The organism is Trichococcus sp. TS_SC_9 (genome assembly GCF_056156325.1).
In genome coordinates this window covers 2239079-2265718 of record NZ_CM149591.1, presented here as the reverse complement: position 1 = coordinate 2265718, position 26640 = coordinate 2239079, and the positions used below count along the sequence as shown (strand labels likewise).

Below are 26640 nucleotides of genomic sequence, written 5' to 3'. Positions count from 1 at the left end.
CTTTCTTTTATAAATTAACCTGTTCCTGCTTGTATTTCAGCGTCTGTGCAATGAATCTTAAAGTGGCGTATGTGTCCGCATACGTCATTTTTTCGCTTTCGAATATGGATATAACTTGATCAGTTACTCTACCAATCTGTTCTTTGTCCCCCATAAATATTCTTGGTTCAGTGGCTGATTCCACCATATTTTCTAGATGGACTAGTACTTGCTTCGTTTCTTCTCTCATCCCTATCACACCTCCAACTCTTTCATACATTCCAACAGCGACTGAAATCCAATTAGAATGTCTTCTGTTACTTCGAACAGATCGTTAAGCGTGTCGGCTTTGTCTTCGAACAAGTACAGCTTGCCATCATCGAACTGATGAATGATTTTGATCCGTTCACTTAGAGCCATCCCTACCCCAGTGTCTGCATTTGTTTCTGGATCGAAGCAGCGGATATCAGAACAGTCCGCAATTGTTTGTTTTGCCTGGTCTAGCAGTTTAGTTTCGTTCATACTATTGCTCCTTCCTTATTTGATTCCCAAAACCTTTACAATAGTCAGCAGCATCTCGTTTGCCTTTGGGCCTGTTTTTTTACCATTCAGAACCTCACTCAGGTACTGTGGGTTCTCATCGATTAACAAGGCTAAGTGCCTTTGCGGGATGTTCCTTTCTTCCAGGTGATCGAGTATTTTTTTTCGTAAAGCTTGTGTTTCTGGCATTTCACTATACCTCCTTTGCGAATGTTAAAATAAATAAGCTAAATGGTTAGCTAGAGCTATGTTATTCGTTGACAAAAATTATCCAATAGGATACTATTTAGACATAGCAAATAACCATATAAACCACCATTTTAGAGACGTTCCCCAACGCTTGTTAGGTGTTTTTAGTCTGCTTTTTTGCTTACCAATTAGCTTATGAACAAATAATAATCCATATGGATACTTTTGTCAACAGATAGATACCCTGTTGGATACTTTTTATTTGTTCGTTCGAAAGGAACATTGATATGACAACATTTGAACGAATAAAATTTCTTGCTGAAAAACAAAAAAAGAACCTGAAGACTGTCGCCATCGACTTAGGTTTTGGCGAAAATGCTATTTATAAGTGGAAAAACCAAAGCCCAACAACCGAAAATTTGACAAAAGTGGCTGATTATTTCGGCGTGACTCTGGATTATTTAGTTGGGAGAGAGGGAAAAACCGACATGCATGAATCGTCTAAAGATTTGGATGAGATACTCGACAACGCAATGAGCTTCGACGGGAAACCTCTAACTGAAATCGACAAAGATGCTATCAGGGCTTTTATGCAAGGGAGACTAAGTTCTAAGTGAGGTGAATTTATTGTTAGAGATAAAGGAGAATCTTTACAAATTGGGTATCAAATTAGAGTTCATTGAAATGGAGTCTAAGGGATGCTTTATAAATGATTTAAAAACTATGTTTGTGAATAACGCTTTATCAGAAAATGAAATTAAAATGGTGATCTACCACGAACTGAAACACGCATTAGATCACGCTGACTATGTGTGTTTGTATAAGAAACCGATATATCTAATCAAAATGGAATCTGAAGCTAATGATTTCATGATTAGACAAGTAATCGCCGAAAATGGCGGCGTGTATAACTACACTCAACTGGTAGAAGAATTTAAAATCGGTATGGGAAAAGATGTGAAATTTGCTGAATTACCAAAATAAAAAATCCCACTCCTTAGCTTTGGCGGGCCGGAGTGGGATTGATCAAAATAATTACCAATAGGTTGGTATAGAAATATTATATCATTTATTGGAGGGAACGAAATGAAAAAAATTTTTCTTGTTTTGGTTTCATCAATGTTTTTGTTAACTGCATGTGGTGGATCTAGCGATGAGCCGGAAGAATATGAAGGTCATGGCGATGGCTCAGTGAGTAGTTCAGAAAAGAACACTAACACAACAATGTTAGAAGCTTTTATAAAAGAAGTGGATAAAGTGAATAATTTTGATGCAGATTGGCGAAATGCCGAAGTCACCGAAAGTCCGAAGGCCAGAATCAACAAGACGGATCAGACGGAATACGACAACATTTATATAATCGATATGGATTTCACTTTGCAAAATAAAATAGAGTCCGTCCGGGCCACACTCTCTTGGGAAACTGATGAACCAGGCGGATCCGCTACTCTTTTGTCTTACTCATCCACGCTCGGCGGTAGTTACACAATAGAAACAGACTATAAAGAGTAAAAACCCCCACTCCCCTACGTTGGACGGTAAGGAATGAGGGTTATCCTAATAAATAACGAATGGTGGCGAGAGATTGGACTCAGTTGAGTATCCTAAAATGAGTATATGTCACAAGTTTGGACGGGATATACTTATGAAACGAATACCTGATATTACAGAAGAATTGATAGATTCAATGCTGAGTGAATATAAGCAAGATTATACCATTAGAGCTAGAGAAATAATCGGTTCCGAAGATGTTAACAAAGATTTGTTTTCATGGTTAAGCAAACCAATGAACATTTGGATTCTTATAATACTAAGTAACAGCCCATATTATAAAACTATATTTTTTGCTCAATACAGTAGTGATGAAAATGATAATCTTCACATTATTGACCTGCGACAACAAACAAACGATTACCAGTTTAAGCGCATTTATCGAGTAGCAGATCAGGTGTCTTATCTCCTAAATAATAATTTAATAGAAAACCTGGACCCTCAATCAATTATATATAGTTCCCTTTATAATAATAGTTTATCATCCAGTACTACTAATTGGATAAATAAAGAGTACACAGATTCAACTTCACGCTTATCTTTGCCGCCAATGAAACAGGTAGACTTCAACACATTGCGGATTCATGCTGACCGCTATCAATTTGACACAATGATCAAAGATATAAACGATGATCAATTCTCAGCAGAGCTTTCCGAATGCCTAACAGCTTACGAAAATGAACAATTTTATGTCTGTGCAGCTGGTCTCGGAGGTGTATTAGAACATCTCATGTACCTCACTCTCGAAAAACATAACATGATCGATAGGAGTTTTCCGGACAACGCGACTTATCAAGATTATGTTAATGCTTTCGGGAAAGAACCATTGAAAATAGATAGGCGGCAAAAAAATGCGATTAAAAGTACTTTTATGATCAGGAATTCTGTATCCCATTTCAATTCTGGATTCGCCGGTAAAGAAAACTGCCAGCTGCTGATGTCAGGGATAAAAAATATTTATGCTAATTATTATACGAAGGTCTTTAGTTTACCTTCAATCGATTGAATCATTTTGTAACGCGAAACCTCGAAATTATCGGTTACTTTGTTTCCTTTATTGTCATACGCATAAAGGTTATCTTCGTCATCCACCTGTACCTCATGTATTGAAGGATGCTCGTACACAAATAAACTGATCATCTCATCAATGAATTTGGCTTCGTCTTTTGAAAAAATAAGGTTATTCATAATGCGTGATTCCTCCTCAGTTGTTCTATAACCATTATAACAACACCATTGATTTTTAGATACCAAAAACACCACTCTCCCCGTCCAAAGCGAAAGTGGTGTTTATCGAAAAAGCGCCTTGATTAAAGGTCTTTTTGTGTACAGTCATTTTATCACACGAAAGGAGTTGATGCCAGATTTCCTTATGCAGCGCCCTGCCCGGCAAGCGAAAGGAGAAACTATAATGACAAAGAGAATAAAGACGAACTACCCGAACATCTATAAATACGAAACCAAAAAAGGAACGCGTTACCAGGTCCGGCGCGCCTATGTGATCAATGGTGTGCCTGGTGAATTCGATAAATCCGGATTCAAAACGATAATGGCCGCCCGCGCCAAGTTGCGTGAAATCGAAGAATTCATTGAGAAAGAGGAATTCGGGATGATCAGCAATCCAAATATCACCCTGGACGAATACTATCAGAAATACAAAGAAAAACGGATCGTCCGGAAGGAATGGACGGCCGATTCTCTTTCCAGCCTCGACAGCCACTACCGCAATCACCTATCGAACCGCTTTGGAAAAACGCCACTGAAAAAAATCGATCGGCACAACTATGAACTGTATCTGAATGAAATGCTGCACGATGAAGGGCTGGCTGAAGAGTCGGTCAAGACCTATCACCATCTGATGTGCGCCATCATGAATGATGCTGTTCGTTGCGGCGTCCTGGAGCGCAACCGGCTCTCTTACGTTAAGATCCGCAAGGAAGGCGCCAAGCCGAAAACGAAGAACATCGATATCGAGAACTACAATCTGTTCATGGATAAAGCCAAAGAAATTCTGACGAAACAGCATTATGCGATGCTCTACCTCACCACTTTTGGCCTCCGTCGCGGTGAAATCATGGGCCTGACACAAAAGAACGTGGTTTTCCGGCCGGATGGGACGTTCATCAGGGTTTTACTCACCCGCACACTAAAACGCCCTGACGGCAAAGGAACGAAGACTCCGAGCAGTGAGCGCATGATCGCATTGAACGAGGACGCGGCAGCCATGTTGGAATATTGCATCCAGGAAGCGCGGGATATCAAAGCGGACTTCGGCCAGATCCTGAACCAGGAGGATTTTATCTTCTTGAATCCGAAGCGAGGCGTCCCCTACTGTGTAACACACTTGAACCGCATTATGTCCTACGTCTCGGAAGAAACCGGCGTGAAGGCCAGCCCACACATGATGCGGCACACCTTCACCACCCAGGCAGCATTGGCAGGCGTCAACGGAAGAGCCCTGGCGGATTACCTTGGACACAAAAAAACCTCCATGACGGAGCATTATACTCACGCCACAGAGGAAGGCAGTCAAAAGGTTATTCGCATCGCCAGCACCCGCATGCATGGCTAAAATGGCTATATAACAACAAAAACGCACTCGGGATTTTTTCCGAAATGGATCAAAAAATCCCGGATAAATCCCGAGTGCGCATATTTTCGCATCGTTTCAAACCGATTTCAAAAAACGGAGAATGTTGATTTAAAAGCTTTTCGTTTCATTTTCGAAAATAATTGAAACGTTGAAAAGTCAACATTATTTCAGCAATTCGTACATAGCGTCCGCGTAGATGGCGGTCGCGCGGAAAAGATCATCCAGAGCGATGAATTCGTTCGCCTGGTGCATCGTATCGATGCTGTCCGGGAACATCGCGCCATAGGCAACGCCGCGTTCCAACAGGCGCCCGTAGGTTCCGCCGCCGATGGATTGTTCATGCCCTTTCAGGCCGGTATGTTTTTCGTAGACAGCCAACAACGTTTTGACCAACGGGTCGTCAGCCGGCACGTAATGCGGCAATTTGCCGTGTCCGCCTTTTGCGATCGTCACGCCATAGGAGGCCAAAGCCGCTTCCAACTTGATTTCGATGCCTTCTTCAGAAACGCCTTGCGGATAACGGAAATTCATTGCCACTTCGCCACCCGTTGTCGGTGTGAAGGTGAAAATGCCGGCATTCATGGTCAATTCACCCATGACCGAGTCCGTATAAGCCAAGTTCAATTTCTGTGCATCATGCTGCAGATGGATACGTTCCGCGATCAATTCGAGGAATGTAGCCGCTTGTCCGCCGAAGTTGAATTTGTTCAGGAAAGTGGCAAGATACGTGCCCGCGTTCACGCCCGCAGCCGGATTCATGCCATGAGCGGCTTTTCCGATCAATTCAATTGTAACTTGTTCCCCTTCCACAGAAATCGTCCCTTTGACCGGATTGTTTTCAAGGAATGCAGCGAATGCCTGCTCAATTCTGTCGGCCTCCGGGCTGCTGAATACGGCAGTCGCATCCTGAGGGACCATGTTTTCGCGCAGGCCTGCATCAAAGCTCAACAACTCGTTCTTGCCGCCTTTATTGTCGCCTCGGAATTGGACCATGAAAGTCTGCATGCCTTTTTCGCCATTGATGATCGGGAATTCGGCATCCGGAGAAAAGCCGAAATCCGGAATCCGTTCGTTTTCGAGATAGTGATCCATGCATTTCCAGCCGCTCTCTTCATCCGTTCCGATGATGACACGGACCTTTTTGGATATTGGCAATTTCAAGTCACGGATGATCTTCAATGCATAATAGGCAGCCATCGTTGGCCCCTTGTCATCGCTGGATCCGCGGGCGTAGATGCGGTCATCGATGATGACCGGCACGAAAGGATCTGTATCCCAGCCAGTTCCGGTAGGCACAACATCGACGTGGCCGAATACGCCCATCAATTCTTCACCTTCGCCAAATTCGATGTGTCCGGCCAGATTACCGACATTTTTCGTAGTGAAGCCGTCCCGTTCACCGATAGCCAAGAAGGCCTCCAGAGCTTCTTTAGGGCCGGGTCCGACAGGAGCATCAGGTGTTATTTTCGAATCGTCCCGCACACTGTCGATCCGCAATAATGTGAATAAATCCTCCAGCAGTTCTGTTTTTCTGACTTCCACTTCTTTTTTCCAATTGATTTCCATACGCGCACATCCTAACTTAAAATATCATGCTATCATCATATCATTTTTGGCAAAATAACCAAATAAAAGCTTGGTATTTAGGCCCAACAATCCGCAAAATCTTAACCTTTTTTAATCGACTCCGGCAGATGTTCCCGCAATGCCGCAAGTTCTTCATCACGCAGCGGACGGTAATCGCCTTTTTCCAATTGCTCGTCCAAATGCAAGGGCCCCATTGTCAACCTTTTTAGGAAAGTGACCTCTTTTCCGCAGGCCAGCACCATTCGTTTCACTTGATGGAACTTTCCTTCTTTGATCGTGATTTCTACTTCTGAGCAATCTTTTTCTTCATCATAGCGCAGAAGCTCCAATTTTGCCGGCAGACAACGGTAGCCATCTTCCAGTATCAGACCTTCAGCAAAGGCTTTTTGGTCCTCTTCCGTCATCCGACCGGCAACTTCCGCGAAGTAGATCTTGTCCACATGCCGTTTCGGCGAAAGCAAGAAATGCGCCAATTGGCCATCGTTCGTCAACAGCAGCAGGCCTTCCGTGTCCTTGTCCAGCCGGCCGACTGGAAAGAGTTCCTGCTGATGCAGTTCGAAAGCCAGCAGGTCGATGACCGTCTTTTGATGATTGTCCTCGGTAGCACTGAGGACGCCCTGCGGCTTATGCATCATCAGGTAAATGTATTCCTGATAGCTGACAGGATCGCCACCGACAAGAATGGTGTCCTTTTCGCTGTCCACCTTGGCTTCGGCTTTCGTTTCAATTTCCCCATTGACCGTCACCAATTTCTTTTTCAATAACACTTTGACTTCTTTTCTGGATCCGAATCCGGAATTCGACAGCAGTTTATCCAAACGCATATTTTTTCTCCCTTATAAACCAAAAAGCACCCACTAAGGCTGCTTTTCGGTTTCTTTTAAATTTGTTGTAGGCACACTTTTTATTCATAAGTGCATCACCATTGGTGTATTACACAACCCTTATGAGTTTCACTATCCAACAAGATGTCTAGCGTTTCAAGCCTGCCTCTCGGAAATTAGATAAATCTGACCCTTTGCGCTCTACGATGCTCATTCAGGGCCAGATTTCCTAAATTTCTTTCGAGGCAGAACGGGCTTGAACCGCTTTTCTTATTTGATGCGCATTTTTCTGCGCAGGCCGTTCGCTTTGGCGCCCAAAATGTCATCAGCGATGCGCAATTTCAGGGTCAGGAACAAGTAGACGAAGCCTCCGACTGCCGCTACGATGGCGACAACCACAAGTGCCGTCAACTTGCGATCAATCGGAATGACAAGCATGCTGGCTTTCAAGGCGATGAACGCGCCGCCCGTCATGACCAAGGCGACTGCCAAAATTTTCCCGGTTTTTCTCAACGTGTCAACCAGCCCGAAATGGGTCAGGTGATAGATTTTCCATCCGCTCAAGAGTACCGTCACGATGAATCCAATCGTCGTCGCAACCAATGCGCCTGCCGTATCGAACAAAGCCAACATCGGATACTGCATGACCACTTTAACCGCTAGTCCAACCAACAGATAGGAGATCATTGTCTTATGTCGGCTCAAAGACTGCAAAATCGATCCGAGAACCGTGAACAGTCCCAAAACGATGCTCATTAAAGCCGATACCGCCAATAGCGTAGGACCTACCGGATGAAGCGGATAGAACACGTTGTAGATTGGTTCCGAAACGACCATCATCCCCAATGATGCCGGAAGCATGATGAAAGCGAAAAGTTGGATAATCTCCCTCACCTGGCTCTGCAGCACACGGAAGTTTCCTTTCGTGAACTCGGCGGCAATCAGAGGCACCGCGGCTGTGGCCATCCCGACCGCCAATGAAACGATGATCATGATAAGTTTGTCGGCGTTGAAACTGAACAGTCCGAAAAGATCCTCGATTTCCTTACCTGTGTAGCTCGTCAGGTTCTCCATCATTGGTTTGAACGTCACCTGATCGATCAGCTTGGCGAAAGTGATGCCTGAGCCAATCAGGATGAACGGGATCGATTCCTGAAGCATGCTCTTGATGGCCGCAGTCGTCTGAATGTTGCTGGAAGGTTCACTGTTGGCGATCAATGGCTGATATTCGGCCATTTTCTTTTTGTAATAAAAAAGCAGGATGATGGTTGCAACGATCGCTCCCACCAACGCAGCGAAAGTGGAATGCGCAACAGCTGTGGCGATGCTGCCATCCATAAGTTGCATCACAATGTAGGTGGCGCCCAGAATGTAGATTACCCTGCCGACCTGTTCGAACACTTGCGAAATCGCTGAGGGCACCATATCCTGATAGCCCTGGAAAAAACCGCGCATCAAGCTCATACCTGGTACCAACAATAAAGCTGGTGCCAAGGCCCGGATTACCAATGCTCCGTCTTCAGGTGAAGCGGCCGGGCTGTTCTCAGCGATCATCGGTGCCAATCCATACATCAATGCGGCACTGACGGCGCCCGTCAAAATCATGAAGAACATGCTCTTCTTGAAGATGTCGATCCCGGTGCGGTATTGATTTTTTGCATTGTATTGGGCCACCTGCTTGGACATCGCTGCAGGGAAGCCTGCTATCCCGATCGAAAGGAACAGCTGATAAGGTGTGTAGCCGATCGAGTAAAGGGCATTGGCCGTGTTGGCTGCATCCGTCGAGCCCATCAAGGCGTTCCATGGGATGATGTAGAGTGCGCCGATCAATCGGGAAAAAATGCTCCCGAATGTCATCCAAAAAGTCCCTTGCACCATCTTATTGTTGGTTGTTTCATTTTCTTCGTTAACTTTTCTATCTGTTGACATTTGCAACCCGCTTTCTTCCCGATGAATGAAAGATAATAATACCATCACTCAAGTATTTTACCAAAAATCCGTTTTATTTCAATCTATGGCAGTCTTATTTTGCAAAATCCTAACAATTCGGAATATTCCCTGACATTTCCAAGCTAAATGCCCCATTTAATTGCATGCGTTTTCATATCATCACCTAAACGTTTATGGTAAAATGTAAGTGTGAAAAAGAACTAAGCTAATCACTTTTTTTGCCAAAAACACATTCACCGGCACTTGGCTTTCAACGCTGTCACGTCAAACGAGTCGCATAGTTTGCAATAGAAAAGAGGAATAAAAATGAACACCTCAAGAAAGGGGTTCAGACATTTATTCGGATTCTTCCTTTCGCTCCTGCTTTTCTTCACCTTTTCGGCAACACCTGCTTTGGCTGCTACCTCGCAGATCATATACCAAGGCTCCACATCCAATAAGGTTGTTGCCTTAACGTTTGATGATGGATCGGACGGATATTATATCCAATCAATTCTGAACACATTATCAGCCAATAATGTAAAAGCCACTTTCTTCCTCACTGGTCAAGGTGCTGAAAATCATCCGCAAGCAATCAAGAACATTGTCGCAGCTGGTCATGATATCGGAAATCATTCCTACAATCATCCGGACTTCACAACGGTATCGACGACCGAGATGACAAATCAAATCAATCGCACCGAAACAATCATCGCAAACCTCACCGGCAAGAGCACAAAACCTTTCTTCCGTGCTCCTTTCGGATCCTATAACAGTACCGTCTTGCAAACAGTCGGAAACGCCGGATATAGTTACACTTTCCAGTGGACAATCGACTCGCTCGACTGGACAGGCAATTCATCCATTGATATCTACAACCGTGTCATCAACAATGTCGTGCCGGGAGCCATCGTATTGATGCATGCCGGTTACGGTGCCAACGGAACGAACGCCGCTTTGCCTAACATGATCAATCAGTTGCGGGCCATGGGCTACTCGTTTGTGACCCTCTCTCAGCTTATGAACACTACTAGCACTCCGGGAACCGGTTCAGGAACCAGCTATACCGTCCAAGCGGGGGACACCCTTTATGCGATCGCCTTGCGGTATGGTGTGACGGTCCAAGCGATTGTTAACGCCAATGGCTTGACCAATGCCAACCTGATCCGCGTTGGACAAATGTTGACGATTCCGGGAACAGGCACGCCTACGACTCCTACAACGCCGACAAACGGAACGTCCTATACAGTCAAAGCCGGGGATACCCTGTATGCCATCGCCTTGCGGTATGGTGTGACGGTCCAAGCAATCGTTAATGCAAATGGCATCACCAATGCCAACCTGATCCGCGTCGGCCAAGTGTTGACGATACCTGGCACCGGAACGCCTACAACACCTACGACTCCTACAACGCCCACAACCGGGACCAGTTACACAGTCAAAGCCGGGGATACCCTGTATGCCATCGCCTTGCAGTACGGGGTGACGGTCCAACAGATTGTTACCGCCAATAACATCGCTAACGCCAATCTGATCAGTATCGGCCAAGTGTTGACGATACCTGGCACCGGAACGCCGACGACTCCAACGACGCCTACAACCGGAACGTCCTATACAGTCAAAGCCGGGGATACTTTATATGCCATCGCGCTCCGCTATGGCGTAACCATCACGCAGCTCGTGAACGCAAACGGCATAACCAATCCGAATCTTATCCGTGTCGGTCAAGTGTTGATCATCCCTTAAGTATGGCCGCAGAAGCCTATTTAAAAGAACACAAATAATTAAAGAGAACGCACACCCCGTCAGCGTTGGAGTGTGCGTTCTCTTTATTTTTTCGGATTAGTTTGCTACAATATTGATCAATTTTCCTGGGATGGCGATGGTTTTTCTGATGGTTTTGCCTTCGATGCCATCTTTGATGACACTGTTTTCCAATGCCAATGCGATCATGTCATCATTGGAAATATCGGAAGGAACCATTTCTTTTGTTTTCACTTTACCGTTGATCTGGAAAACGACTTCGATTTCGTCTTCGACAAGGAAAGATTCATCATAAGTTGGCCATGCAACATAGGAAATGCCTTCCGGTTTGCCCAGCTTCGCCCAAAGCTCTTCACCGAAGTGAGGCGCAACTGGCGCTAGCAATTGAACAAAGCCAGTGATGTATTCGAACGGCAATGCATCCACTTTGTAGGCTTCATTGATGAAGATCATCATCTGTGAGATTGCTGTATTGAAGTGCAGATTATCGTAATCTTCGGTTACCTTCTTGACTGTCTGATGGTAAACCTTGTCCAATTCATGCGTGTTGATGGTTGTGATACGGTCCCGCATCTTGTCATTTTCATCCAAAAGCAGACGCCAAATGCGATCCAGGAATTTGCGGCTGCCTTCGATGCCGCCTTCACTCCATGTCGATGATGCATCCAACGGTCCCATGAACATTTCGTACATGCGGAGTGTATCTGCGCCATATCTTTCCACGATGTCATCCGGGTTGACGACATTCCCTTTGGATTTGGACATTTTTTCATTGTTTTCGCCCAAGATCATGCCTTGGTTGTACAACTTTTGGAACGGCTCTTTCGTCGGAACGATGCCGATATCGTAAAGGAATTTATGCCAGAAGCGCGCATACAGCAGATGAAGCACCGCATGTTCAGCACCACCGATATATAGATCGACGTTCTGCCAATAGTCCAGTCTTTCGTTTGAAGCAAGATCATTGCGGTTATGCGGATCCATGAAGCGCAGGAAGTACCATGAACTGCCTGCCCATTGCGGCATTGTATTGGTTTCGCGTCTGCCTTTCATGCCGGTAATAGGATCGACTACATTGACCCATTCAGCGATGACGGCAAGCGGGGATTCCCCAGTGCCGCTCGGTTTCACTTGGTCGGTTTTCGGCAACAGTAACGGCAGTTCATTCTCAGGAACCGTTGTCGATGTGCCGTCTTCCCAATGGATGACCGGAATCGGTTCGCCCCAATATCTCTGTCTCGAGAACAACCAATCGCGCAGACGATAGGAAATAACTTTTTCGCCCAATCCGTTTTCAGATAGCCATTCGTTCATTTTCGCAATCCCTGTCGCTTTATCCAGACCGTTCAGGAAATCGGAGTTGATGTGCAAACCATCTTCCGTATAGGCTTCCTCTTCGACGTTTCCGCCTTCAAGGACCGGGATGATTTCCAATTCGAATTTTTTGGCAAATTCATAGTCGCGGGTGTCATGGGCAGGAACGGCCATGATGGCGCCGGTTCCGTATGTCGCCAAAACATAATCGGCAATCCAAATCGGGATTTCTTTGCCGTTCACCGGATTGATCGCATAAGCGCCAGTGAATACTCCTGACTTCTCTTTTGCAAGCTCAGTACGGTCAAGATCGCTCTTCAGTGAAATGGAATCGATATAAGCTTCGACGGCTTCGGCCTGTTGCCCGGACATGATTTCCTTCACCAATGGCAATTCAGGTGCCATAACCGCATAGGTAGCACCGTACAACGTGTCCGGTCTGGTCGTGAAGACCGTGAAGTCTTTATTCGTGTCTTTGATTTTGAAAGTGACGTTCGAACCTTCTGAACGTCCGATCCAGTTCCGTTGCATTTCTTTGATGCTTTCAGGCCAATCCACCAATTCCAGATCGTCCAGCAGGCGTTCTGCATAGGCAGTGATTTTCAGCATCCACTGTCTCATTGGTTTGCGGTAGACCGGATGGCCGCCACGTTCGCTTACGCCATCGACAACTTCTTCGTTGGCAAGTACAGTGCCGAGCGCCGGACACCAGTTGACGGAAACTTCCGCCTCATAGGCCAAACCTTGTTCGTACAATTTTGTGAAGATCCATTGCGTCCATTTGTAGTAGCTCGGATCTGTCGTATTGATTTCGCGGCTCCAGTCATAACTGAATCCCAATGATTGGATCTGGCGTTTGAAGGTCTTGATGTTAAGCTCGGTAAAATCAGCCGGATCGTTACCGGTGTCCAACGCATATTGCTCAGCCGGCAATCCGAAGGCATCCCAACCCATCGGATGCAATACGTTAAATCCTTGCGCGCGTTTTGCGCGGGCAACGATATCCGTCGCCGTGTAGCCTTCCGGATGGCCTACATGCAAGCCTTGGCCGGATGGGTAAGGGAACATATCCAATACATAATATTTCGGTTTCCCGCCCTCTTCGGTCGTTTTGAAAGTGCGGTTGTCTGCCCAATATTTTTGCCATTTTTTCTCGATCGTTTTATGCGTATAGCCCATTTCCAGCAACATCCTTTTCTTTTCATTCATCCAAACAGGTAATGGTCCATAAAAAAAGCCCTATAGGCAGCATCCATCACTGGTTCTGCCTATAGGACGAGTTTTTTCGTGGTACCACCTATATTGAATGTCTTTGCATTCCTTATCATGCCTATAACGCAGCGATGCGGTTTCGCTTACTTTTTCTTTCGGCGGAACAACTCAAAGGCGAGTTCAGGAGGCTCTTTGTGCATTTTCACCACCCATGCACTCTCTTCAAAAAAGCTGTTCCCTACTATTCCTTCTCTATGTCTTTTTCAGTTATGAATTGATTCATCTGCTATTTTAACAAATAAAACTCATTTCATCAAGACTTGATGCCTACCTAAGTCAATCCTTTTTGAGATTAGAAGCTGATTACTTGACCGATATAAATGATGTTGGACGTAATATCATTCGCTTCAATCAAAGCCGCTAAGCTAACGCCTTTTTTCTTGGCGATGCTGTACAAAGTATCGCCTTTTTGGACAGTGTACGTATTAGCGGATGCCGCAGGAGCACTTGTAGTTGGTGCTGAAACCTGCGCTGAAGTTGTCGCTGCAGCCACTTTCAAAGATTGGTTCACAAAAATGATATCCGTGTTCAGGTTGTTCCAAGTCTTCAGGTCCGCAACCGAAACGCCATTTGCGGATGCGATTTTATAGAGCGTATCCCCTTTTTGGACTGTGTACACTTTGTTCGTGACAGTCGGAACGGAAGGTGTTGTTACAGTAGGCGTCGTTACACCGGTCGAAGTATTCCCGGTCGTAACCGTGGCCTTCACTTTCAATGATTGCCCCGGATAAATATAATCGGAACTCAGGTTGTTCAGTGTTTTCAGTCCTGCAACTGTCAGGCCGTTCGCATTCGCGATTTTCCAGAGCGTATCGCCGGATGCCACGGTGATTGTGCTCGTCGTCGTGGACGTTGACGGCGCTGTTGTCGTCGGCTGTGTAACGGTCGGTGCTATGACTGTTGCACTCTTAAGCGTCAACACTTGGCCTGGCAAAATGACATCAGAGCTAAGACTGTTCAATGCTTTCAGAGCCGCTACACTCAAACCGTTGGCGCTCGCGATTTTCCAGAGCGTATCGCCGGATGCCACGGTGATTGTGCTCGTCGTCGTGGACGTTGACGGCGCTGTTGTCGTCGGCTGTGTAACGGTCGGTACTGTGACTGTTGCACTCTTAAGCGTCAACACTTGGCCTGGCAAAATGACATCAGAGCTAAGACTGTTCAATGCTTTCAGGGCCGCTACACTCAAACCGTTGGCGCTCGCGATTTTCCAAAGCGTATCGCCGGACGCTACCGTGGTCGTGCTTGCTGTAGAAGGCGTTGTCGGCGTTGTTGGTGTCGTCGGTTGCGTCAAACTCGGTGTTGTCGTAGTTTGTTTTAGCAACAATGTTTGGCCTGGAACGATGACGTCACTCGTCAGATTGTTCAGGGATTTCAGTTCGGATACGCTCAATCCGTTCGCATTCGCGAGTTTCCAAAGCGTGTCGCCAGATGCTACCGTTACTTTACCGGTTGTTGATCCTGGTGTCACGGTTGGAGTTGTCGGTGTGGTTGGTGTTACCGTAGCCGCACTCTTCAAAAGCAAGACTTGACCCGTCAGAATCGCATCACTAGTCAAGTTATTCAATGTTTTTAAATCTGCAACCGTCATGCCGTTCGCGGTCGCAAGTTTCCAAAGAGTATCTCCGGACACGACAACGACGCTGCTGCCGTTCGATGGCGTTGTTGATGGTGTGGATGGTGTTGTCACTCCAGGTGTCACATTAGTGGTGCCATTGATGTAGTTCACCGGATTGACGACGGTCCCGTTTTCCTGCACTTCGAAATGCAGATGCACTCCTGTCGAGCTGCCGGTAGTTCCCATCACGCCGATTTTTTGCCCTTGGCTGACGGTCTGTCCTACAGATACCGAAAGCCCGGATTGCATATGCGCATACAGCGTTTTGATGGTCACGCCATTTATTTTGCCGTGGTTGATGACGACGTAGTTGCCGTAGCTGTAATGATAAGTAGCGACTTCCACAACGCCTGCTTGTGACGCGGATATATTGCCGCTGCCTGCAAGATCAATGCCCCTGTGGAATTCCAACGCACCATTGATGGGCGACGTACGGTATCCGAAAGGAGAGGAAATGTATCCGCTGGCTGGTTTAATGAAAGCTCCTGTGACAGTGGTTCCCGCAGTGCCCGTATTCGTACCGGTAGTTGGTGTGGTAGTGCCTGTCGAAGTGCTGGTTGTTTTTAAAAGCTGACCTGGATAGATTGCATCGGACGTCAGACTGTTTGCGTTCTTCAATGCAGCGACGGTCATACTGTTAGCGTTCGCGATCGACCACAGTGTGTCGCCTGATTTAACGGTATAGGATTGGGTAGTCGTTTGCCCCGTATTGCTGTTTGATCCGTTTTCGGTTGTACCCGGTGTAGTCGTTGTCGCTTTTCCCAACAATAACTTCTGGCCTACGTAAATGGTATCGCCCGTCAGCGTGTTCAAGCTTTTCAACTCACTGACTGTCAAGTCTTTTGCGTTCGCGATTTTGTAAAGGGTGTCGCCAGCGACTACTGTATAAGACGCAGTTGTCGTGTCTGACGGTGTTTCAGTTGGTGTGGTTGGTGAAGTTGTTTCTTCATCCACTTCCTCCGCAGGTGTCTCATCCTCGACTACGACACTTTCAGGCAGCACCAGTCGATCGCCTACATAAATCATATTGGAATTCAATTTATTTAGCGTCAACAAATCGACCAAAGAAATCCCATATTTTTTAGCGATAGCATATAACGTGTCGCCGGATTGGACAACATGGACTGCAGCCCCCGCTTGGACCGGAGTATCCGGTGTTGTTGGTGTTTCAGGTGTTTCAGGTGTTTCAGGTGTTTCGGCGTCTTCTGTATTTTCAGCAGGTGCACCCGGTGTCTCTTGTTCTGTAGTATCTTCGTCTGTACTGCCCGGAAGCTCTACAGTCGGAAGTTCAGGTGATTCAGTCGGCTTTTCGAAGTCGACATTGCCAGCATCCGGTTCTTCAACTTCATCTTCAACGATAGGTTGATAGTTGTCATATTGATCCAACCCATACTGCGCAATGATCCTGTTCAATTTGGTGCTGTAGGCTGTGTCTGTCGCATAACGGCCGGTCAAGTAAGTCGTTGCGTCCTGATAACTGGCTGCATTGCTCTTCCAAGCACCCGCATAATAAGTCGGATTCCAGCTGGTCCCGTTGGACAAAAGATTTGCATAGTCCTGCAGGGATTCCGCATAGGAAGGATACTTTCTGAATTCAGCGTTGATTGGATAGTAATTCTGCCCACCACTGTCTTCCAATGTACCCATGTTGACGGATTCTCCGTCATAATTCCCTTTGATTCCGAACAAGTTATAGTTAGGAGCCGTCGATAAAGCACTTGTACCCCAGCCACTTTCCAAAATGGCTTGGGCCATCATCACGGAGGCATATAAATCATTTTGGGCGGCTATTACGGTCGCGGACGGGATAATCTGATTCAAAAAGGGATTTGTGGAATATACTTTTGTATCCGTTGTTCCAAGTGTAGTCGACTGTGCTGCCAAAACCAGTTGGACTGGCTTAACGACAGTTGTCATAAAGAACGACGTACTCAATACCGCTACGCTTCGTTTCAGTCTTTTATTCGTGGTGATAAAAGAATTGATCAATTGTTCTTTTTTCTTTTGGGTAATGCGTTCGTTTCTGGATAACACCAAAATATACCACTCCCTTTATTAAAATACTGCCGTTTTGGCAGTGAAAAACATCTGAATTTCTAAAATGATGGAGCATAATTTAAATTTCTTTTAAGAAAATTATCCAACATACCTATTATATGTTTGTTTCCCAAATTTTTGAATGGCTTTCATAACCATATTTAATATTTAACAATTGAAATAAAACTGTAACAATCCTTTCCATTGCTTAAAAGTAAGCCCTTTTCTTCTTTGGCCTATCATTAAATGTAACACACACGGTCAAATAGTCTACTGATAGGCCAAAAATCATGATAAAATGGATGGTGAGGTGAAAGTATTGACAAATCAATTTTTATACAGTGACACAAATAAACGTTACCATACATGGAATTACCATCTGCAACAACACTTTGGCGAAAAAATTTTCAAAGTCGCTATCGACGGCGGTTTTGATTGCCCGAACCGTGACGGCACTGTCGCACACGGCGGTTGCACCTTCTGCACTGTTTCCGGGTCCGGCGATTTTGCTCAAGACCGGATCGACCCGCTGCCTGTCCAATTGCGCAAAGGCATCGATATGATGCACAAAAAATGGCCGAATGTAAAGAGTTACATTGCCTATTTCCAGAACTTCACCAATACGCACGCTCCGGTGGATACTCTGCGCCATCGTTATGAGCAAGTTGTCAATGAGGAAGGCGTGGTCGGTATCATGATCGCGACACGTCCAGATTGCCTGCCGCCGGAAACGATCGCATATTTGGCGGAACTGAACAAGCGTTACTATATTTGGGTGGAATTGGGACTCCAGACCATCCATGAAGAAACAAGCAAAATCATCAACCGTGCACATTCTTATGACACCTATTTGAAAGCAGTCGAAGAACTTCGTGCGCATAATATCCCAGTATGCACCCATCTCATCAATGGGCTTCCTGGAGAAACCCATGATATGATGATGGAAAGCGTCAACCGTGTCATGCTGGATTCGGATATCCAAGGCATCAAGATTCATTTGCTTCATTTGATGAAAAATACCAAAATGCTTCGGGATTATCATCAAGGCAGGCTAAGGTTATTGGAGAAAGACGAATATGTTGAACTCGTATGCAATCAACTGGAAGTCATTCCGCAAGAAATCGTCATCCACCGCATCACAGGTGACGCACCGCGAGACACCCTTGTCGGTCCGATGTGGAGCCTCAAAAAGTGGGAAGTGCTGAACGCAATCGACCATGAACTGGAACGTCGCAATACCTATCAAGGAATCTACAATATCAGGAATAAGGGTGAGGAACATGTTGTTGTCCGCAGTGGACTTCAGTCATAAACTACTTAAAGAAACAGTCAGTAAGGGAGATCTCGTCATCGATGCCACTGTCGGAAACGGTAGTGACACGGTCCTCTTGGCTACGTTGGTCGGAGCGGCAGGAAAAGTGATCGGTTTTGACATCCAGGAACAAGCCATCGAAAACACGAAACAAAAGCTATTGTTGGCTGGCTTGATAGATCAGGTCACCCTGCTTCACCAAGGACACGAAACACTCGCGGATGTTTTGGACGATCATGCTGATGTCGGCGGTGCCATCTTCAACTTGGGCTACCTGCATGGAGCCGACAAAACTGTCATCACCCGAAAGGATACGACCATCACGGCGGTCAGCGCTTTGCTGCCTAGGCTGCGGATCGGCAGCTACATCCTTTTGGTCGTATACAGTGGGCATCCGGGCGGCATGGAGGAGAAAAAGGCTCTGCTCCATTACATCAGCGGTTTGAATCAAGCATCATTCAAGGTCCTGTACTACGGCTTCATCAATCAGATCAATGAGCCCCCGATTTTGATTGCCATCGAGAAAAAGAAAACGCCGTATATGAAATAGAAATAAGCACAAAAAAACTGCAAACGAGTTGCAGTTTTTTGTGCTTATTATTATTTGCCAGCTTGGACATATGAAAGCAAAGCTTCAGTTTTGTCCGTCTTCTCCCAAGTGAAGTCAGCATCGGCACGGCCGAAATGCCCGTACGCTGCTGTCTTTTTGAAGATTGGACGACGCAGATCCAACATTTGGATGATACCCGCTGGTGTCAAATTGAAGTTTTTGCGTACAGCTTCAATCAAAGTAGCTTCTGGATATTCGCTTGTACCGAACGTGTCGATCGCAATCGATACGGGTTCAGCAACGCCGATCGCATATGCCAATTGGATTTCGCATTTTGTAGCTAACCCAGCCGCAACAATGTTCTTAGCGATGTAACGGGCCGCATAACTTGCGGAACGGTCAACTTTTGTAGCATCCTTACCTGAGAAAGCTCCGCCACCATGACGCGCATACCCACCGTAAGTATCAACAATGATTTTTCTTCCAGTCAAACCGGAATCACCTTTAGGTCCGCCGATAACGAAGCGTCCTGTAGGATTGATGAAGTATTTAGTGTCAGCATCCAATAATGAATCATCGATGACCGCATGGATGACATGCTCCAAAATATCTTTTTTCAATTGTTCCAACGTGACATTTTCATCATGTTGCGTGCTCAAAACGATTGTATCCACACGTTTCGGTTTGCCGTTCTCATCGTATTCCACGGTAACTTGCGTTTTCCCGTCCGGTCTTAAGTATTCCAAAGTACCGTCTTTGCGGACTTCAGATAGACGTTTCGCTAGCTTATGACTAAGCGAGATAGGTAAAGGCATCAATTCTTCCGTTTCGTTGATCGCAAAACCGAACATTAAACCTTGGTCTCCTGCCCCGATTTCATTGTAATCCGTAGTCACTAGCTCTCTGCGTTCCAATGATTCGTTGACGCCGATTGCGATATCGTCGGATTGTTCGTCCAAAGATACCATTACAGCCAAATTATCCGCATCAAAACCAAATTTACCACGTGTATAACCAATTTCAGTTACAGTATCGCGGACAATCTGTTGGATGTTTACGTATGCGCTTGTCGTGATTTCACCAAAGACAACTACCAATCCTGTTGTGACAATCGTTTCGCAAGCAACACGCGCATATGGATCAGCAGCCAACAGTGTATCCAAAATTGCATCGCTGATCTGATCAGCGATTTTATCCGGATGACCTTCCGTTACTGACTCTGAAGTAAATAATCTTTTTTCTACCATTTTTCATTCCCCCATTTTTTGGTTACAAGGCGTCTTCACATATTGTGAATCCTATCGGGATATTGCAATTAGCCTCTGAAAAGCAACATACCTAATATACGCTATCATCATCAAAAAAGCAACAAAAAATAAGAGAATTTCATTTTTCTGCCATGGATCGTGCGCGCAAAAATACGCAGCGAAACTTTTTTGGGCGCTTATGACTCTTAAGTAGCTTGACATCACAATGACGTTAACCTATGATGAATTTGCGCAATATGTATGAGATGATACACTAACTGTACCCATTAATGAAGAAGGAAGAGATTATGCATACAATCAAGAGACAATTCATGCACCTGATGAACCACACCTTTTTGGCGATGCTGACAGCCCCTTTGACGCTGCTTCTTTTCGGAGCATGGAGAGGAATGACATTCAACGGACCCAACTATCTGCTGCTTTTCATGCTTTATCTATTTCTGATGTTAACCCATGCCCTCGAACGGCTCCTTTCAAAGAGTGAACAAGCCGGCACCAAACCTCCCTATAGAATGATACTGTTTTTCGTGATCCTTTCGATCGGATCTTTGACCATCATTTTCTCTTTATCGAATGTGTTCCTGGCTGCCCTTCTTTTGCTGTATTTTGTTTACTCGATCTTACAATTTTATCCGTACAGTATGACAAACACTTTTTACGAGATACTGCTGAGACCGTTCTTTAAAATATTGATTCTCTCATCTGTATCCTTTTTTTCGCAAGCAAACTTTATCCCACTTCAGCTGCAATACGAATTGCTTCCGTTGATCCTGTTCCATATCTTTTGTTTGATACAGATTCAAATCAAAAATACCACAGGCAGCGATCGCCCAATGACTTATTATCAACAACTGCTTCTGAAGCACTCAAAATTTCTGAAAATGACTTCCTTCATGCTAGCCTATGCCACAGCAATCTTTCAAATATTTAATCTCAGCAGCTCGCTATGGGCCATCAGCTTATTCGGATTGTCCACACTACTGGTCTTTCCTTTATTCAAAAAAAGATTTCAAGCCGCCCTCAGAATTGAACATTATCTGTCCAACTACAGTTTTCTTTTCACGCTGGGTTATTCCATACTATTCTTGGTCTAACAGAAACAGGCAGCTGCACCAGTCGAATTGACGGGTGTAGCTGCCTGTTTACGTGTAAGAAAAAAGCACTCAAAAGAGTGCTTTGCAATGATGATCCGTACGGGAATCGAACCCGTGTTACCGCCGTGAAAGGGCGGTGTCTTAACCGCTTGACCAACGGACCATAAAGATAGTACAAATGGGCCTAAATGGACTCGAACCATCGACCTCACGCTTATCAGGCGTGCGCTCTAACCAGCTGAGCTATAGGCCCTTCAAAAGCGCATGACGCGAATCGGATTCGCGATAGTAGATCCTTCATTCAACTGAAATAAGAATCAATTGCGGGGACAGGACTTGAACCTGTGACCTCCGGGTTATGAGCCCGGCGAGCTGCCAACTGCTCCACCCCGCGATAATTTTATTATGACCTAAAGGTCATGACAATGATCCGTACGGGAATCGAACCCGTGTTACCGCCGTGAAAGGGCGGTGTCTTAACCGCTTGACCAACGGACCAATCTTTTATTCTTTGCGATAAAGCTACGGAGAAGGAGGGATTTGAACCCTCGCGCCGCGTTAACGACCTACACCCTTAGCAGGGGCGCCTCTTCAGCCACTTGAGTACTTCCCCATAACAAGAAATTTCTGTTAATATTGTTGCTTTATCAATGGGCCTAAATGGACTCGAACCATCGACCTCACGCTTATCAGGCGTGCGCTCTAACCAGCTGAGCTATAGGCCCTTCTTTAAAAAAGCGGGTGAGGAGAATCGAACTCCCGACATCAGCTTGGAAGGCTGGGGTTTTACCACTAAACTACACCCGCATGGCGGCTCCGACGGGATTTGAACCCGCGATCTCCTGCGTGACAGGCAGGCATGTTGACCCCTACACCACGGAACCATGCGTTAAAAAAAGAAAACAATTGCGGGGACAGGACTTGAACCTGTGACCTCCGGGTTATGAGCCCGGCGAGCTGCCAACTGCTCCACCCCGCGATAATAATACAATGGCCTGAGGCCACTAAAGGAGGATAAGGGATTCGAACCCTTGCGCGCTTTTACACGCCTGACGGTTTTCAAGACCGTTCCCTTCAGCCGGACTTGGGTAATCCTCCATAAGCTGATAATTTTTTCATGGACCTTGCAGGACTCGAACCTGCGACCGGACGGTTATGAGCCGTCTGCTCTAACCAACTGAGCTAAAGGTCCGAAGCAAGGTATAATAGCGGCGAAGGGGGTCGAACCCATGACCTTCCGGGTATGAACCGGATGCTCTAGCCATCTGAGCTACACCGCCAAAAAAAAAATGGAGCCTAGCGGGATCGAACCGCTGACCTCCTGCGTGCAAGGCAGGCGCTCTCCCAGCTGAGCTAAGGCCCCATAATTTCAGTGATCGGGAAGACAGGATTCGAACCTGCGACCCCTTGGTCCCAAACCAAGTGCTCTACCAAGCTGAGCTACTTCCCGTTGTATTCTATTAATGCACCCAACAGGAGTCGAACCTGTAACCGCTTGATTCGTAGTCAAGTACTCTATCCAATTGAGCTATGGGTGCCTAAATGCCGAGAATCGGAATCGAACCGATACGGTGATCACTCACCGCAGGATTTTAAGTCCTGTGCGTCTGCCAGTTCCGCCACCCCGGCATGTTACTTTTTGTTGCAATCATAAGGTCTGGCATAGTCCTTATGAAAGCGGAAGACGGGGTTCGAACCCGCGACCCCCACCTTGGCAAGGTGATGTTCTACCACTGAACTACTTCCGCGAATGGTGCCGGCTAAAGGATTCGAACCCTCGACCCTCTGATTACAAATCAGATGCTCTACCAACTGAGCTAAGCCGGCGTATTAAATTATGCGGGTGGAGGGACTTGAACCCCCACGCCTTGCGGCGCTAGATCCTAAATCTAGTGCGTCTGCCAATTCCGCCACACCCGCAAATGAGTTATGCAGGGCTCGAACCTGCGACCCTCTGATTAAAAGTCAGATGCTCTACCAACTGAGCTAATAACTCATGAATGGAGGTTGACGGGATCGAACCGCCGACATTCTGCTTGTAAGGCAGACGCTCTCCCAGCTGAGCTAAACCTCCATAATATAAATGCGCGGCAACGTCCTACTCTCACAAAGGGAAACCCTTCACTACAATCGGCGCTAAGAAGCTTAACTTCTGTGTTCGAGATGGGAACAGGTGTGACCTTCTTGCCATCGTCACCGCACATTTTTCAAGAGAACGTTGTTCTCTCAAAACTGAATCTACAAATTTAAAGGGAACCCGAAAACACCGCTTGAGTTTTCATCTTTTAAAAATTGGTTAAGTCCTCGACCGATTAGTATTGGTCCGCTCCATACATCGCTGTACTTCCACTCCCAACCTATCTACCTGATCATCTCTCAGGGGTCTTACTCACTTAAAGTGATGGGAAATCTCATCTTGAGGGGGGCTTCACGCTTAGATGCTTTCAGCGTTTATCCCGTCCACACATAGCTACCCAGCGATGCTCTTGGCAGAACAACTGGTACACCAGCGGTGTGTCCATCCCGGTCCTCTCGTACTAAGGACAGCTCCTCTCAAATTTCCAACGCCCGCGACGGATAGGGACCGAACTGTCTCACGACGTTCTGAACCCAGCTCGCGTACCGCTTTAATGGGCGAACAGCCCAACCCTTGGGACCGACTACAGCCCCAGGATGCGATGAGCCGACATCGAGGTGCCAAACCTCCCCGTCGATGTGAACTCTTGGGGGAGATAAGCCTGTTATCCCCAGGGTAGCTTTTATCCGTTGAGCGATGGCCCTTCCATGCGGAACCACCGGATCACTAAGCCCGACTTTCGTCCCTGCTCGACTTGTAGGTCTCGCAGTCAAGCTCCCTTCTGCCTTTACACTCTACGAATGATTTCCAACCATTCTGAGGGAACCTTTGGGCGCCTCCGTTACATTTTTGGAGGCGACCGCCCCAGTCAAACTGCCCGTCTGACACTGTCTCCCTGCTCGCTAAGAGCAGCGGGTTAGAGTGGTCATATCACAAGGGTAGTATCCCACCGTTGCCTCCTCCGAGACTGGCGTCCCGGTATCATTGGCTCCTACCTATCCTGTACATGTGATACAAACACGCAATATCAAACTGCAGTAAAGCTCCATGGGGTCTTTCCGTCCTGTCGCGGGTAACCAGCATCTTCACTGGTACTATAATTTCACCGAGTCTCTCGTTGAGACAGTGCCCAAATCGTTACGCCTTTCGTGCGGGTCGGAACTTACCCGACAAGGAATTTCGCTACCTTAGGACCGTTATAGTTACGGCCGCCGTTTACTGGGGCTTCAATTCAAAGCTTCGCTTGCGCTAACCTCTCCTCTTAACCTTCCAGCACCGGGCAGGCGTCAGCCCCTATACGTCATCTTTCGATTTTGCAGAGACCTGTGTTTTTGATAAACAGTCGCTTGGGCCTATTCACTGCGGCTGACCTTGCGGTCAGCACCCCTTCTCCCGAAGTTACGGGGTCATTTTGCCGAGTTCCTTAACGAGAGTTCTCTCGCACACCTTAGGATTCTCTCCTCAACTACCTGTGTCGGTTTGCGGTACGGGCAGTTACTTTCTCACTAGAAGCTTTTCTTGGCAGTGTGACATCAGGAACTTCGCTACTAAATTTCGCTCCCCATCACAGCTTGTCCTTAAGAGAAAAAGCATTTCACTCGTTCTCAGACTTGCTGCTTGGACACACATTTCCGATCGTGTGCATTCCTTAGCCTCCTGCGTCCCTCCATCGCTCAAACAAAAGCAACTGGTACAGGAATATCAACCTGTTGTCCATCGCCTACGCCTATCGGCCTCAGCTTAGGTCCCGACTAACCCTGGGAGGACGAGCCTTCCCCAGGAAACCTTAGTTATTCGGTGGACGGGATTCTCACCCGTCTTGCGCTACTCATACCGGCATTCTCACTTCTAAGCGCTCCACCAGTCCTCACGATCTGGCTTCGATGCCCTTAGAACGCTCTCCTACCACGGAACCCGAAGGTTCCATCCACAGCTTCGGTGATCTGTTTAGCCCCGGTAAATTTTCGGCGCAGGGTCACTCGACTAGTGAGCTATTACGCACTCTTTAAATGATGGCTGCTTCTGAGCCAACATCCTAGTTGTCTATGCAACCCCACATCCTTTTCCACTTAACAGATACTTTGGGACCTTAGCTGGTGGTCTGGGCTGTTTCCCTTTTGACTACGGATCTTATCACTCGCAGTCTGACTCCCGGATCTAAATCAATGGCATTCGGAGTTTATCTGAATTCGGTAACCCGAGAAGGGCCCCTAGTCCAAACAGTGCTCTACCTCCATGATTCGCATATCCGAGGCTAGCCCTAAAGCTATTTCGGAGAGAACCAGCTATCTCCAAGTTCGATTGGAATTTCTCCGCTACCCACACCTCATCCCCGCACTTTTCAACGTGCGTGGGTTCGGTCCTCCAGTGCGTATTACCGCACCTTCAACCTGGACATGGGTAGGTCACTTGGTTTCGGGTCTACGACCTCATACTTATTCGCCCTATTCAGACTCGCTTTCGCTGCGGCTCCGTCTTTGCAACTTAACCTTGCATGAAATCGTAACTCGCCGGTCCATTCTACAAAAGGTACGCCATCACCCATTAACGGGCTTTGACTACTTGTAGGCACACGGTTTCAGGTACTGTTTCACTCCCCTTCCGGGGTGCTTTTCACCTTTCCCTCACGGTACTGGTTCACTATCGGTCACTAGGGAGTATTTAGCCTTGGGAGATGGTCCTCCCGGATTCCGACGGAATTTCTCGTGTTCCGCCGTACTCAGGATACTGGTAGAGCTGATTTGGATTTCGCATACGGGGCTATTACCCTATTTTGCGCAACTTTCCAGTTGGCTTCTGCTATCCATTGCAGTCTCATGTCCCAGTCCTACAACCCCAAAGAGCAAGCTCTTTGGTTTGGGCTTTTCCCGTTTCGCTCGCCGCTACTAAGGGAATCGAATTTTCTTTCTCTTCCTGCAGGTAATGAGATGTTTCAGTTCCCTGCGTGTTCCTCGATACACCTATGTATTCAGTGTAACGTAATATCCTATCAAAGATATTGGGTTGCCCCATTCGGAAATCTCCGGATCAAAGCTTACTTACAGCTCCCCGGAGCATATCGGTGTTAGTCCCGTCCTTCATCGGCTCCTAGTGCCTAGGCATCCACCGTGCGCCCTTATTCACTTAACCTATGGTTAAGCTC

19 protein-coding genes, 21 tRNA genes, 2 rRNA genes, 1 riboswitch and 1 other annotated feature are annotated in these 26640 nt (G+C 46.6%); of the genes, 9 read left to right on the top strand and 33 right to left on the bottom strand.

Annotated features, from left to right (window positions below; genetic code table 11):
- Positions 1-7 precede the first annotated feature (7 nt).
- From AC0J5I_RS10920 to AC0J5I_RS10910, 3 genes are read right to left on the bottom strand one after another with little or no spacing between them, the layout of a single operon-like run.
- Entirely contained in the window at positions 8-229 is a 222-nt protein-coding gene (locus tag AC0J5I_RS10920) for a hypothetical protein (protein ID WP_475299816.1), read from the bottom strand.
- Between the two features lie 5 nt (positions 230-234).
- A complete protein-coding gene (locus AC0J5I_RS10915) occupies positions 235-501 on the bottom strand; it encodes a hypothetical protein (protein ID WP_475299815.1) in 267 nt (88 codons plus the stop codon).
- 15 nt (positions 502-516) lie between these two features.
- Positions 517-708 carry a hypothetical protein gene (locus AC0J5I_RS10910; protein ID WP_475299814.1) on the bottom strand — a complete coding sequence of 64 codons (192 nt, stop codon included), beginning with the start codon at positions 706-708 and terminating at the stop codon, positions 517-519.
- Between the two features lie 287 nt (positions 709-995).
- Between AC0J5I_RS10910 and AC0J5I_RS10905 the strand changes: the two genes are divergently transcribed.
- The 4 genes from AC0J5I_RS10905 to AC0J5I_RS10890 all read left to right on the top strand — a co-directional run bounded on the left by AC0J5I_RS10905 (position 996) and on the right by AC0J5I_RS10890 (position 3265).
- Positions 996-1325 (top strand): helix-turn-helix transcriptional regulator, encoded by a 330-nt coding sequence (locus AC0J5I_RS10905; RefSeq protein ID WP_319217246.1) that lies wholly within the window; start codon positions 996-998, stop codon positions 1323-1325.
- Between the two features lie 40 nt (positions 1326-1365).
- Entirely contained in the window at positions 1366-1692 is a 327-nt protein-coding gene (locus AC0J5I_RS10900) for an ImmA/IrrE family metallo-endopeptidase (protein ID WP_475299813.1), read from the top strand.
- Between the two features lie 102 nt (positions 1693-1794).
- A complete protein-coding gene (locus AC0J5I_RS10895) occupies positions 1795-2220 on the top strand; it encodes a hypothetical protein (RefSeq protein ID WP_475299812.1) in 426 nt (141 codons plus the stop codon).
- 133 nt (positions 2221-2353) lie between these two features.
- Positions 2354-3265: a hypothetical protein gene (locus tag AC0J5I_RS10890; RefSeq protein WP_475299811.1), complete on the top strand. Its 912-nt coding sequence runs from the start codon at positions 2354-2356 to the stop codon at positions 3263-3265.
- On the opposite strand, the gene AC0J5I_RS10885 is transcribed toward AC0J5I_RS10890, so the two are convergent.
- Positions 3229-3447: a hypothetical protein gene (locus tag AC0J5I_RS10885; RefSeq protein WP_475299810.1), complete on the bottom strand. Its 219-nt coding sequence runs from the start codon at positions 3445-3447 to the stop codon at positions 3229-3231. The two genes, AC0J5I_RS10890 and AC0J5I_RS10885, sit on opposite strands and share 37 nt — an antisense overlap.
- 223 nt (positions 3448-3670) lie before the next feature.
- Here AC0J5I_RS10885 and AC0J5I_RS10880 point away from each other — a divergent pair, with 223 nt between their 5' ends.
- Positions 3671-4831, top strand: coding sequence for a tyrosine-type recombinase/integrase (locus tag AC0J5I_RS10880; RefSeq protein WP_475299809.1), 1161 nt, complete (start codon positions 3671-3673; stop codon positions 4829-4831).
- A 183-nt stretch (positions 4832-5014) separates the two neighbouring features.
- On the opposite strand, the gene pepV is transcribed toward AC0J5I_RS10880, so the two are convergent.
- The 3 genes from pepV to AC0J5I_RS10865 form a co-directional block, all read right to left on the bottom strand.
- Positions 5015-6418: a dipeptidase PepV gene (pepV, locus tag AC0J5I_RS10875; RefSeq protein ID WP_475299808.1), complete on the bottom strand. Its 1404-nt coding sequence runs from the start codon at positions 6416-6418 to the stop codon at positions 5015-5017.
- A 101-nt stretch (positions 6419-6519) separates the two neighbouring features.
- A complete protein-coding gene (locus AC0J5I_RS10870) occupies positions 6520-7263 on the bottom strand; it encodes a pseudouridine synthase (RefSeq protein WP_475299807.1) in 744 nt (247 codons plus the stop codon).
- A gap of 270 nt (positions 7264-7533) precedes the next feature.
- Positions 7534-9192: a putative polysaccharide biosynthesis protein gene (locus AC0J5I_RS10865; RefSeq protein ID WP_159072134.1), complete on the bottom strand. Its 1659-nt coding sequence runs from the start codon at positions 9190-9192 to the stop codon at positions 7534-7536.
- A gap of 327 nt (positions 9193-9519) precedes the next feature.
- Between AC0J5I_RS10865 and AC0J5I_RS10860 the strand changes: the two genes are divergently transcribed.
- A complete protein-coding gene (locus AC0J5I_RS10860; RefSeq protein WP_475299806.1) occupies positions 9520-10938 on the top strand; it encodes a LysM peptidoglycan-binding domain-containing protein in 1419 nt (472 codons plus the stop codon).
- 96 nt (positions 10939-11034) lie between these two features.
- On the opposite strand, the gene leuS is transcribed toward AC0J5I_RS10860, so the two are convergent.
- Complete coding sequence (gene leuS / locus AC0J5I_RS10855; RefSeq protein ID WP_475299805.1) at positions 11035-13449, bottom strand: leucine--tRNA ligase; 2415 nt, start codon at positions 13447-13449, stop codon at positions 11035-11037.
- An 89-nt stretch (positions 13450-13538) separates the two neighbouring features.
- Positions 13539-13746, bottom strand: a binding site (T-box leader).
- Positions 13747-13834: 88 nt separating this feature from the next.
- The gene (locus tag AC0J5I_RS10850) at positions 13835-17194 is read right to left on the bottom strand and encodes a LysM peptidoglycan-binding domain-containing protein (protein WP_475305685.1); all 3360 of its coding nucleotides are present in this window, start codon (positions 17192-17194) and stop codon (positions 13835-13837) included.
- Positions 17195-17516: 322 nt separating this feature from the next.
- Here AC0J5I_RS10850 and mnmL point away from each other — a divergent pair, with 322 nt between their 5' ends.
- Entirely contained in the window at positions 17517-18509 is a 993-nt protein-coding gene (gene mnmL / locus AC0J5I_RS10845; protein WP_234402560.1) for a tRNA modification radical SAM protein MnmL/YtqA, read from the top strand.
- On the top strand, positions 18478-19059 hold the full coding sequence (gene mnmM / locus AC0J5I_RS10840; RefSeq protein ID WP_475299804.1) for a tRNA 5-(aminomethyl)-2-thiouridylate-methyltransferase MnmM: 582 nt from the start codon (positions 18478-18480) through the stop codon (positions 19057-19059). The genes mnmL and mnmM overlap by 32 nt, the downstream gene beginning before the upstream one ends.
- A gap of 50 nt (positions 19060-19109) precedes the next feature.
- Here the strand turns inward: mnmM and metK are convergent, their stop codons facing one another.
- A complete protein-coding gene (gene metK / locus AC0J5I_RS10835) occupies positions 19110-20306 on the bottom strand; it encodes a methionine adenosyltransferase (RefSeq protein ID WP_107995095.1) in 1197 nt (398 codons plus the stop codon).
- Positions 20304-20379, bottom strand: a riboswitch (SMK box riboswitch). It overlaps the preceding gene by 3 nt.
- Before the next feature lie 235 nt (positions 20380-20614).
- Here metK and AC0J5I_RS10830 point away from each other — a divergent pair.
- Positions 20615-21421: a hypothetical protein gene (locus AC0J5I_RS10830; RefSeq protein ID WP_475299803.1), complete on the top strand. Its 807-nt coding sequence runs from the start codon at positions 20615-20617 to the stop codon at positions 21419-21421.
- A 91-nt stretch (positions 21422-21512) separates the two neighbouring features.
- On the opposite strand, the gene AC0J5I_RS10825 is transcribed toward AC0J5I_RS10830, so the two are convergent.
- From AC0J5I_RS10825 to AC0J5I_RS10715, 23 genes are all read right to left on the bottom strand, one after another.
- Positions 21513-21584 (bottom strand) — tRNA-Glu (locus tag AC0J5I_RS10825).
- 16 nt (positions 21585-21600) lie between these two features.
- Positions 21601-21674: transfer RNA gene (locus tag AC0J5I_RS10820), tRNA-Ile, on the bottom strand.
- A gap of 68 nt (positions 21675-21742) precedes the next feature.
- Positions 21743-21815: transfer RNA gene (locus AC0J5I_RS10815), tRNA-Met, on the bottom strand.
- Positions 21816-21847: 32 nt separating this feature from the next.
- Positions 21848-21919 (bottom strand) — tRNA-Glu (locus AC0J5I_RS10810).
- Positions 21920-21946: 27 nt separating this feature from the next.
- Positions 21947-22034 (bottom strand) — tRNA-Ser (locus tag AC0J5I_RS10805).
- A gap of 38 nt (positions 22035-22072) precedes the next feature.
- Positions 22073-22146: transfer RNA gene (locus tag AC0J5I_RS10800), tRNA-Ile, on the bottom strand.
- 11 nt (positions 22147-22157) lie between these two features.
- A tRNA-Gly gene (locus tag AC0J5I_RS10795) sits at positions 22158-22228 on the bottom strand.
- A gap of 1 nt (position 22229) precedes the next feature.
- Positions 22230-22305 (bottom strand) — tRNA-Asp (locus AC0J5I_RS10790).
- A 22-nt stretch (positions 22306-22327) separates the two neighbouring features.
- A tRNA-Met gene (locus AC0J5I_RS10785) sits at positions 22328-22400 on the bottom strand.
- Positions 22401-22429: 29 nt separating this feature from the next.
- Positions 22430-22519, bottom strand: a tRNA-Ser gene (locus AC0J5I_RS10780).
- 20 nt (positions 22520-22539) lie between these two features.
- A tRNA-Ile gene (locus AC0J5I_RS10775) sits at positions 22540-22613 on the bottom strand.
- Positions 22614-22627: 14 nt separating this feature from the next.
- Positions 22628-22701 (bottom strand) — tRNA-Met (locus AC0J5I_RS10770).
- 10 nt (positions 22702-22711) lie between these two features.
- Positions 22712-22784 (bottom strand) — tRNA-Ala (locus AC0J5I_RS10765).
- A 13-nt stretch (positions 22785-22797) separates the two neighbouring features.
- A tRNA-Pro gene (locus AC0J5I_RS10760) sits at positions 22798-22871 on the bottom strand.
- 14 nt (positions 22872-22885) lie between these two features.
- A tRNA-Arg gene (locus AC0J5I_RS10755) sits at positions 22886-22959 on the bottom strand.
- 5 nt (positions 22960-22964) lie between these two features.
- Positions 22965-23050 (bottom strand) — tRNA-Leu (locus AC0J5I_RS10750).
- Positions 23051-23097: 47 nt separating this feature from the next.
- Positions 23098-23169, bottom strand: a tRNA-Gly gene (locus tag AC0J5I_RS10745).
- A gap of 3 nt (positions 23170-23172) precedes the next feature.
- Positions 23173-23248 (bottom strand) — tRNA-Thr (locus AC0J5I_RS10740).
- Between the two features lie 11 nt (positions 23249-23259).
- Positions 23260-23341, bottom strand: a tRNA-Leu gene (locus AC0J5I_RS10735).
- A 3-nt stretch (positions 23342-23344) separates the two neighbouring features.
- A tRNA-Lys gene (locus AC0J5I_RS10730) sits at positions 23345-23417 on the bottom strand.
- 5 nt (positions 23418-23422) lie between these two features.
- Positions 23423-23495: transfer RNA gene (locus AC0J5I_RS10725), tRNA-Val, on the bottom strand.
- Between the two features lie 11 nt (positions 23496-23506).
- Positions 23507-23622 (bottom strand): 5S ribosomal RNA (gene rrf / locus AC0J5I_RS10720).
- 91 nt (positions 23623-23713) lie between these two features.
- Positions 23714-26627 (bottom strand): 23S ribosomal RNA (locus AC0J5I_RS10715).
- Positions 26628-26640: the final 13 nt, after the last annotated feature.

What these genes read in the sequence shown, in the direction of transcription:
- AC0J5I_RS10920 (WP_475299816.1), bottom strand. Translation starts at nt 229, where the DNA reads ATGAGAGAAGAAACGAAGCAAGTACTAGTCCATCTAGAAAATATGGTG.
- AC0J5I_RS10915 (WP_475299815.1), bottom strand. Translation starts at nt 501, where the DNA reads ATGAACGAAACTAAACTGCTAGACCAGGCAAAACAAACAATTGCGGAC.
- AC0J5I_RS10910 (WP_475299814.1), bottom strand. Translation starts at nt 708, where the DNA reads ATGCCAGAAACACAAGCTTTACGAAAAAAAATACTCGATCACCTGGAA.
- AC0J5I_RS10905 (WP_319217246.1), top strand. Translation starts at nt 996, where the DNA reads ATGACAACATTTGAACGAATAAAATTTCTTGCTGAAAAACAAAAAAAG.
- AC0J5I_RS10895 (WP_475299812.1), top strand. Translation starts at nt 1,795, where the DNA reads ATGAAAAAAATTTTTCTTGTTTTGGTTTCATCAATGTTTTTGTTAACT.
- AC0J5I_RS10890 (WP_475299811.1), top strand. Translation starts at nt 2,354, where the DNA reads ATGAAACGAATACCTGATATTACAGAAGAATTGATAGATTCAATGCTG.
- AC0J5I_RS10885 (WP_475299810.1), bottom strand. Translation starts at nt 3,447, where the DNA reads ATGAATAACCTTATTTTTTCAAAAGACGAAGCCAAATTCATTGATGAG.
- AC0J5I_RS10880 (WP_475299809.1), top strand. Translation starts at nt 3,671, where the DNA reads ATGACAAAGAGAATAAAGACGAACTACCCGAACATCTATAAATACGAA.
- pepV (WP_475299808.1), bottom strand. Translation starts at nt 6,418, where the DNA reads ATGGAAATCAATTGGAAAAAAGAAGTGGAAGTCAGAAAAACAGAACTG.
- AC0J5I_RS10870 (WP_475299807.1), bottom strand. Translation starts at nt 7,263, where the DNA reads ATGCGTTTGGATAAACTGCTGTCGAATTCCGGATTCGGATCCAGAAAA.
- AC0J5I_RS10865 (WP_159072134.1), bottom strand. Translation starts at nt 9,192, where the DNA reads ATGTCAACAGATAGAAAAGTTAACGAAGAAAATGAAACAACCAACAAT.
- AC0J5I_RS10860 (WP_475299806.1), top strand. Translation starts at nt 9,520, where the DNA reads ATGAACACCTCAAGAAAGGGGTTCAGACATTTATTCGGATTCTTCCTT.
- leuS (WP_475299805.1), bottom strand. Translation starts at nt 13,449, where the DNA reads ATGGGCTATACGCATAAAACGATCGAGAAAAAATGGCAAAAATATTGG.
- mnmM (WP_475299804.1), top strand. Translation starts at nt 18,478, where the DNA reads ATGTTGTTGTCCGCAGTGGACTTCAGTCATAAACTACTTAAAGAAACA.
- metK (WP_107995095.1), bottom strand. Translation starts at nt 20,306, where the DNA reads ATGGTAGAAAAAAGATTATTTACTTCAGAGTCAGTAACGGAAGGTCAT.
- AC0J5I_RS10830 (WP_475299803.1), top strand. Translation starts at nt 20,615, where the DNA reads ATGCATACAATCAAGAGACAATTCATGCACCTGATGAACCACACCTTT.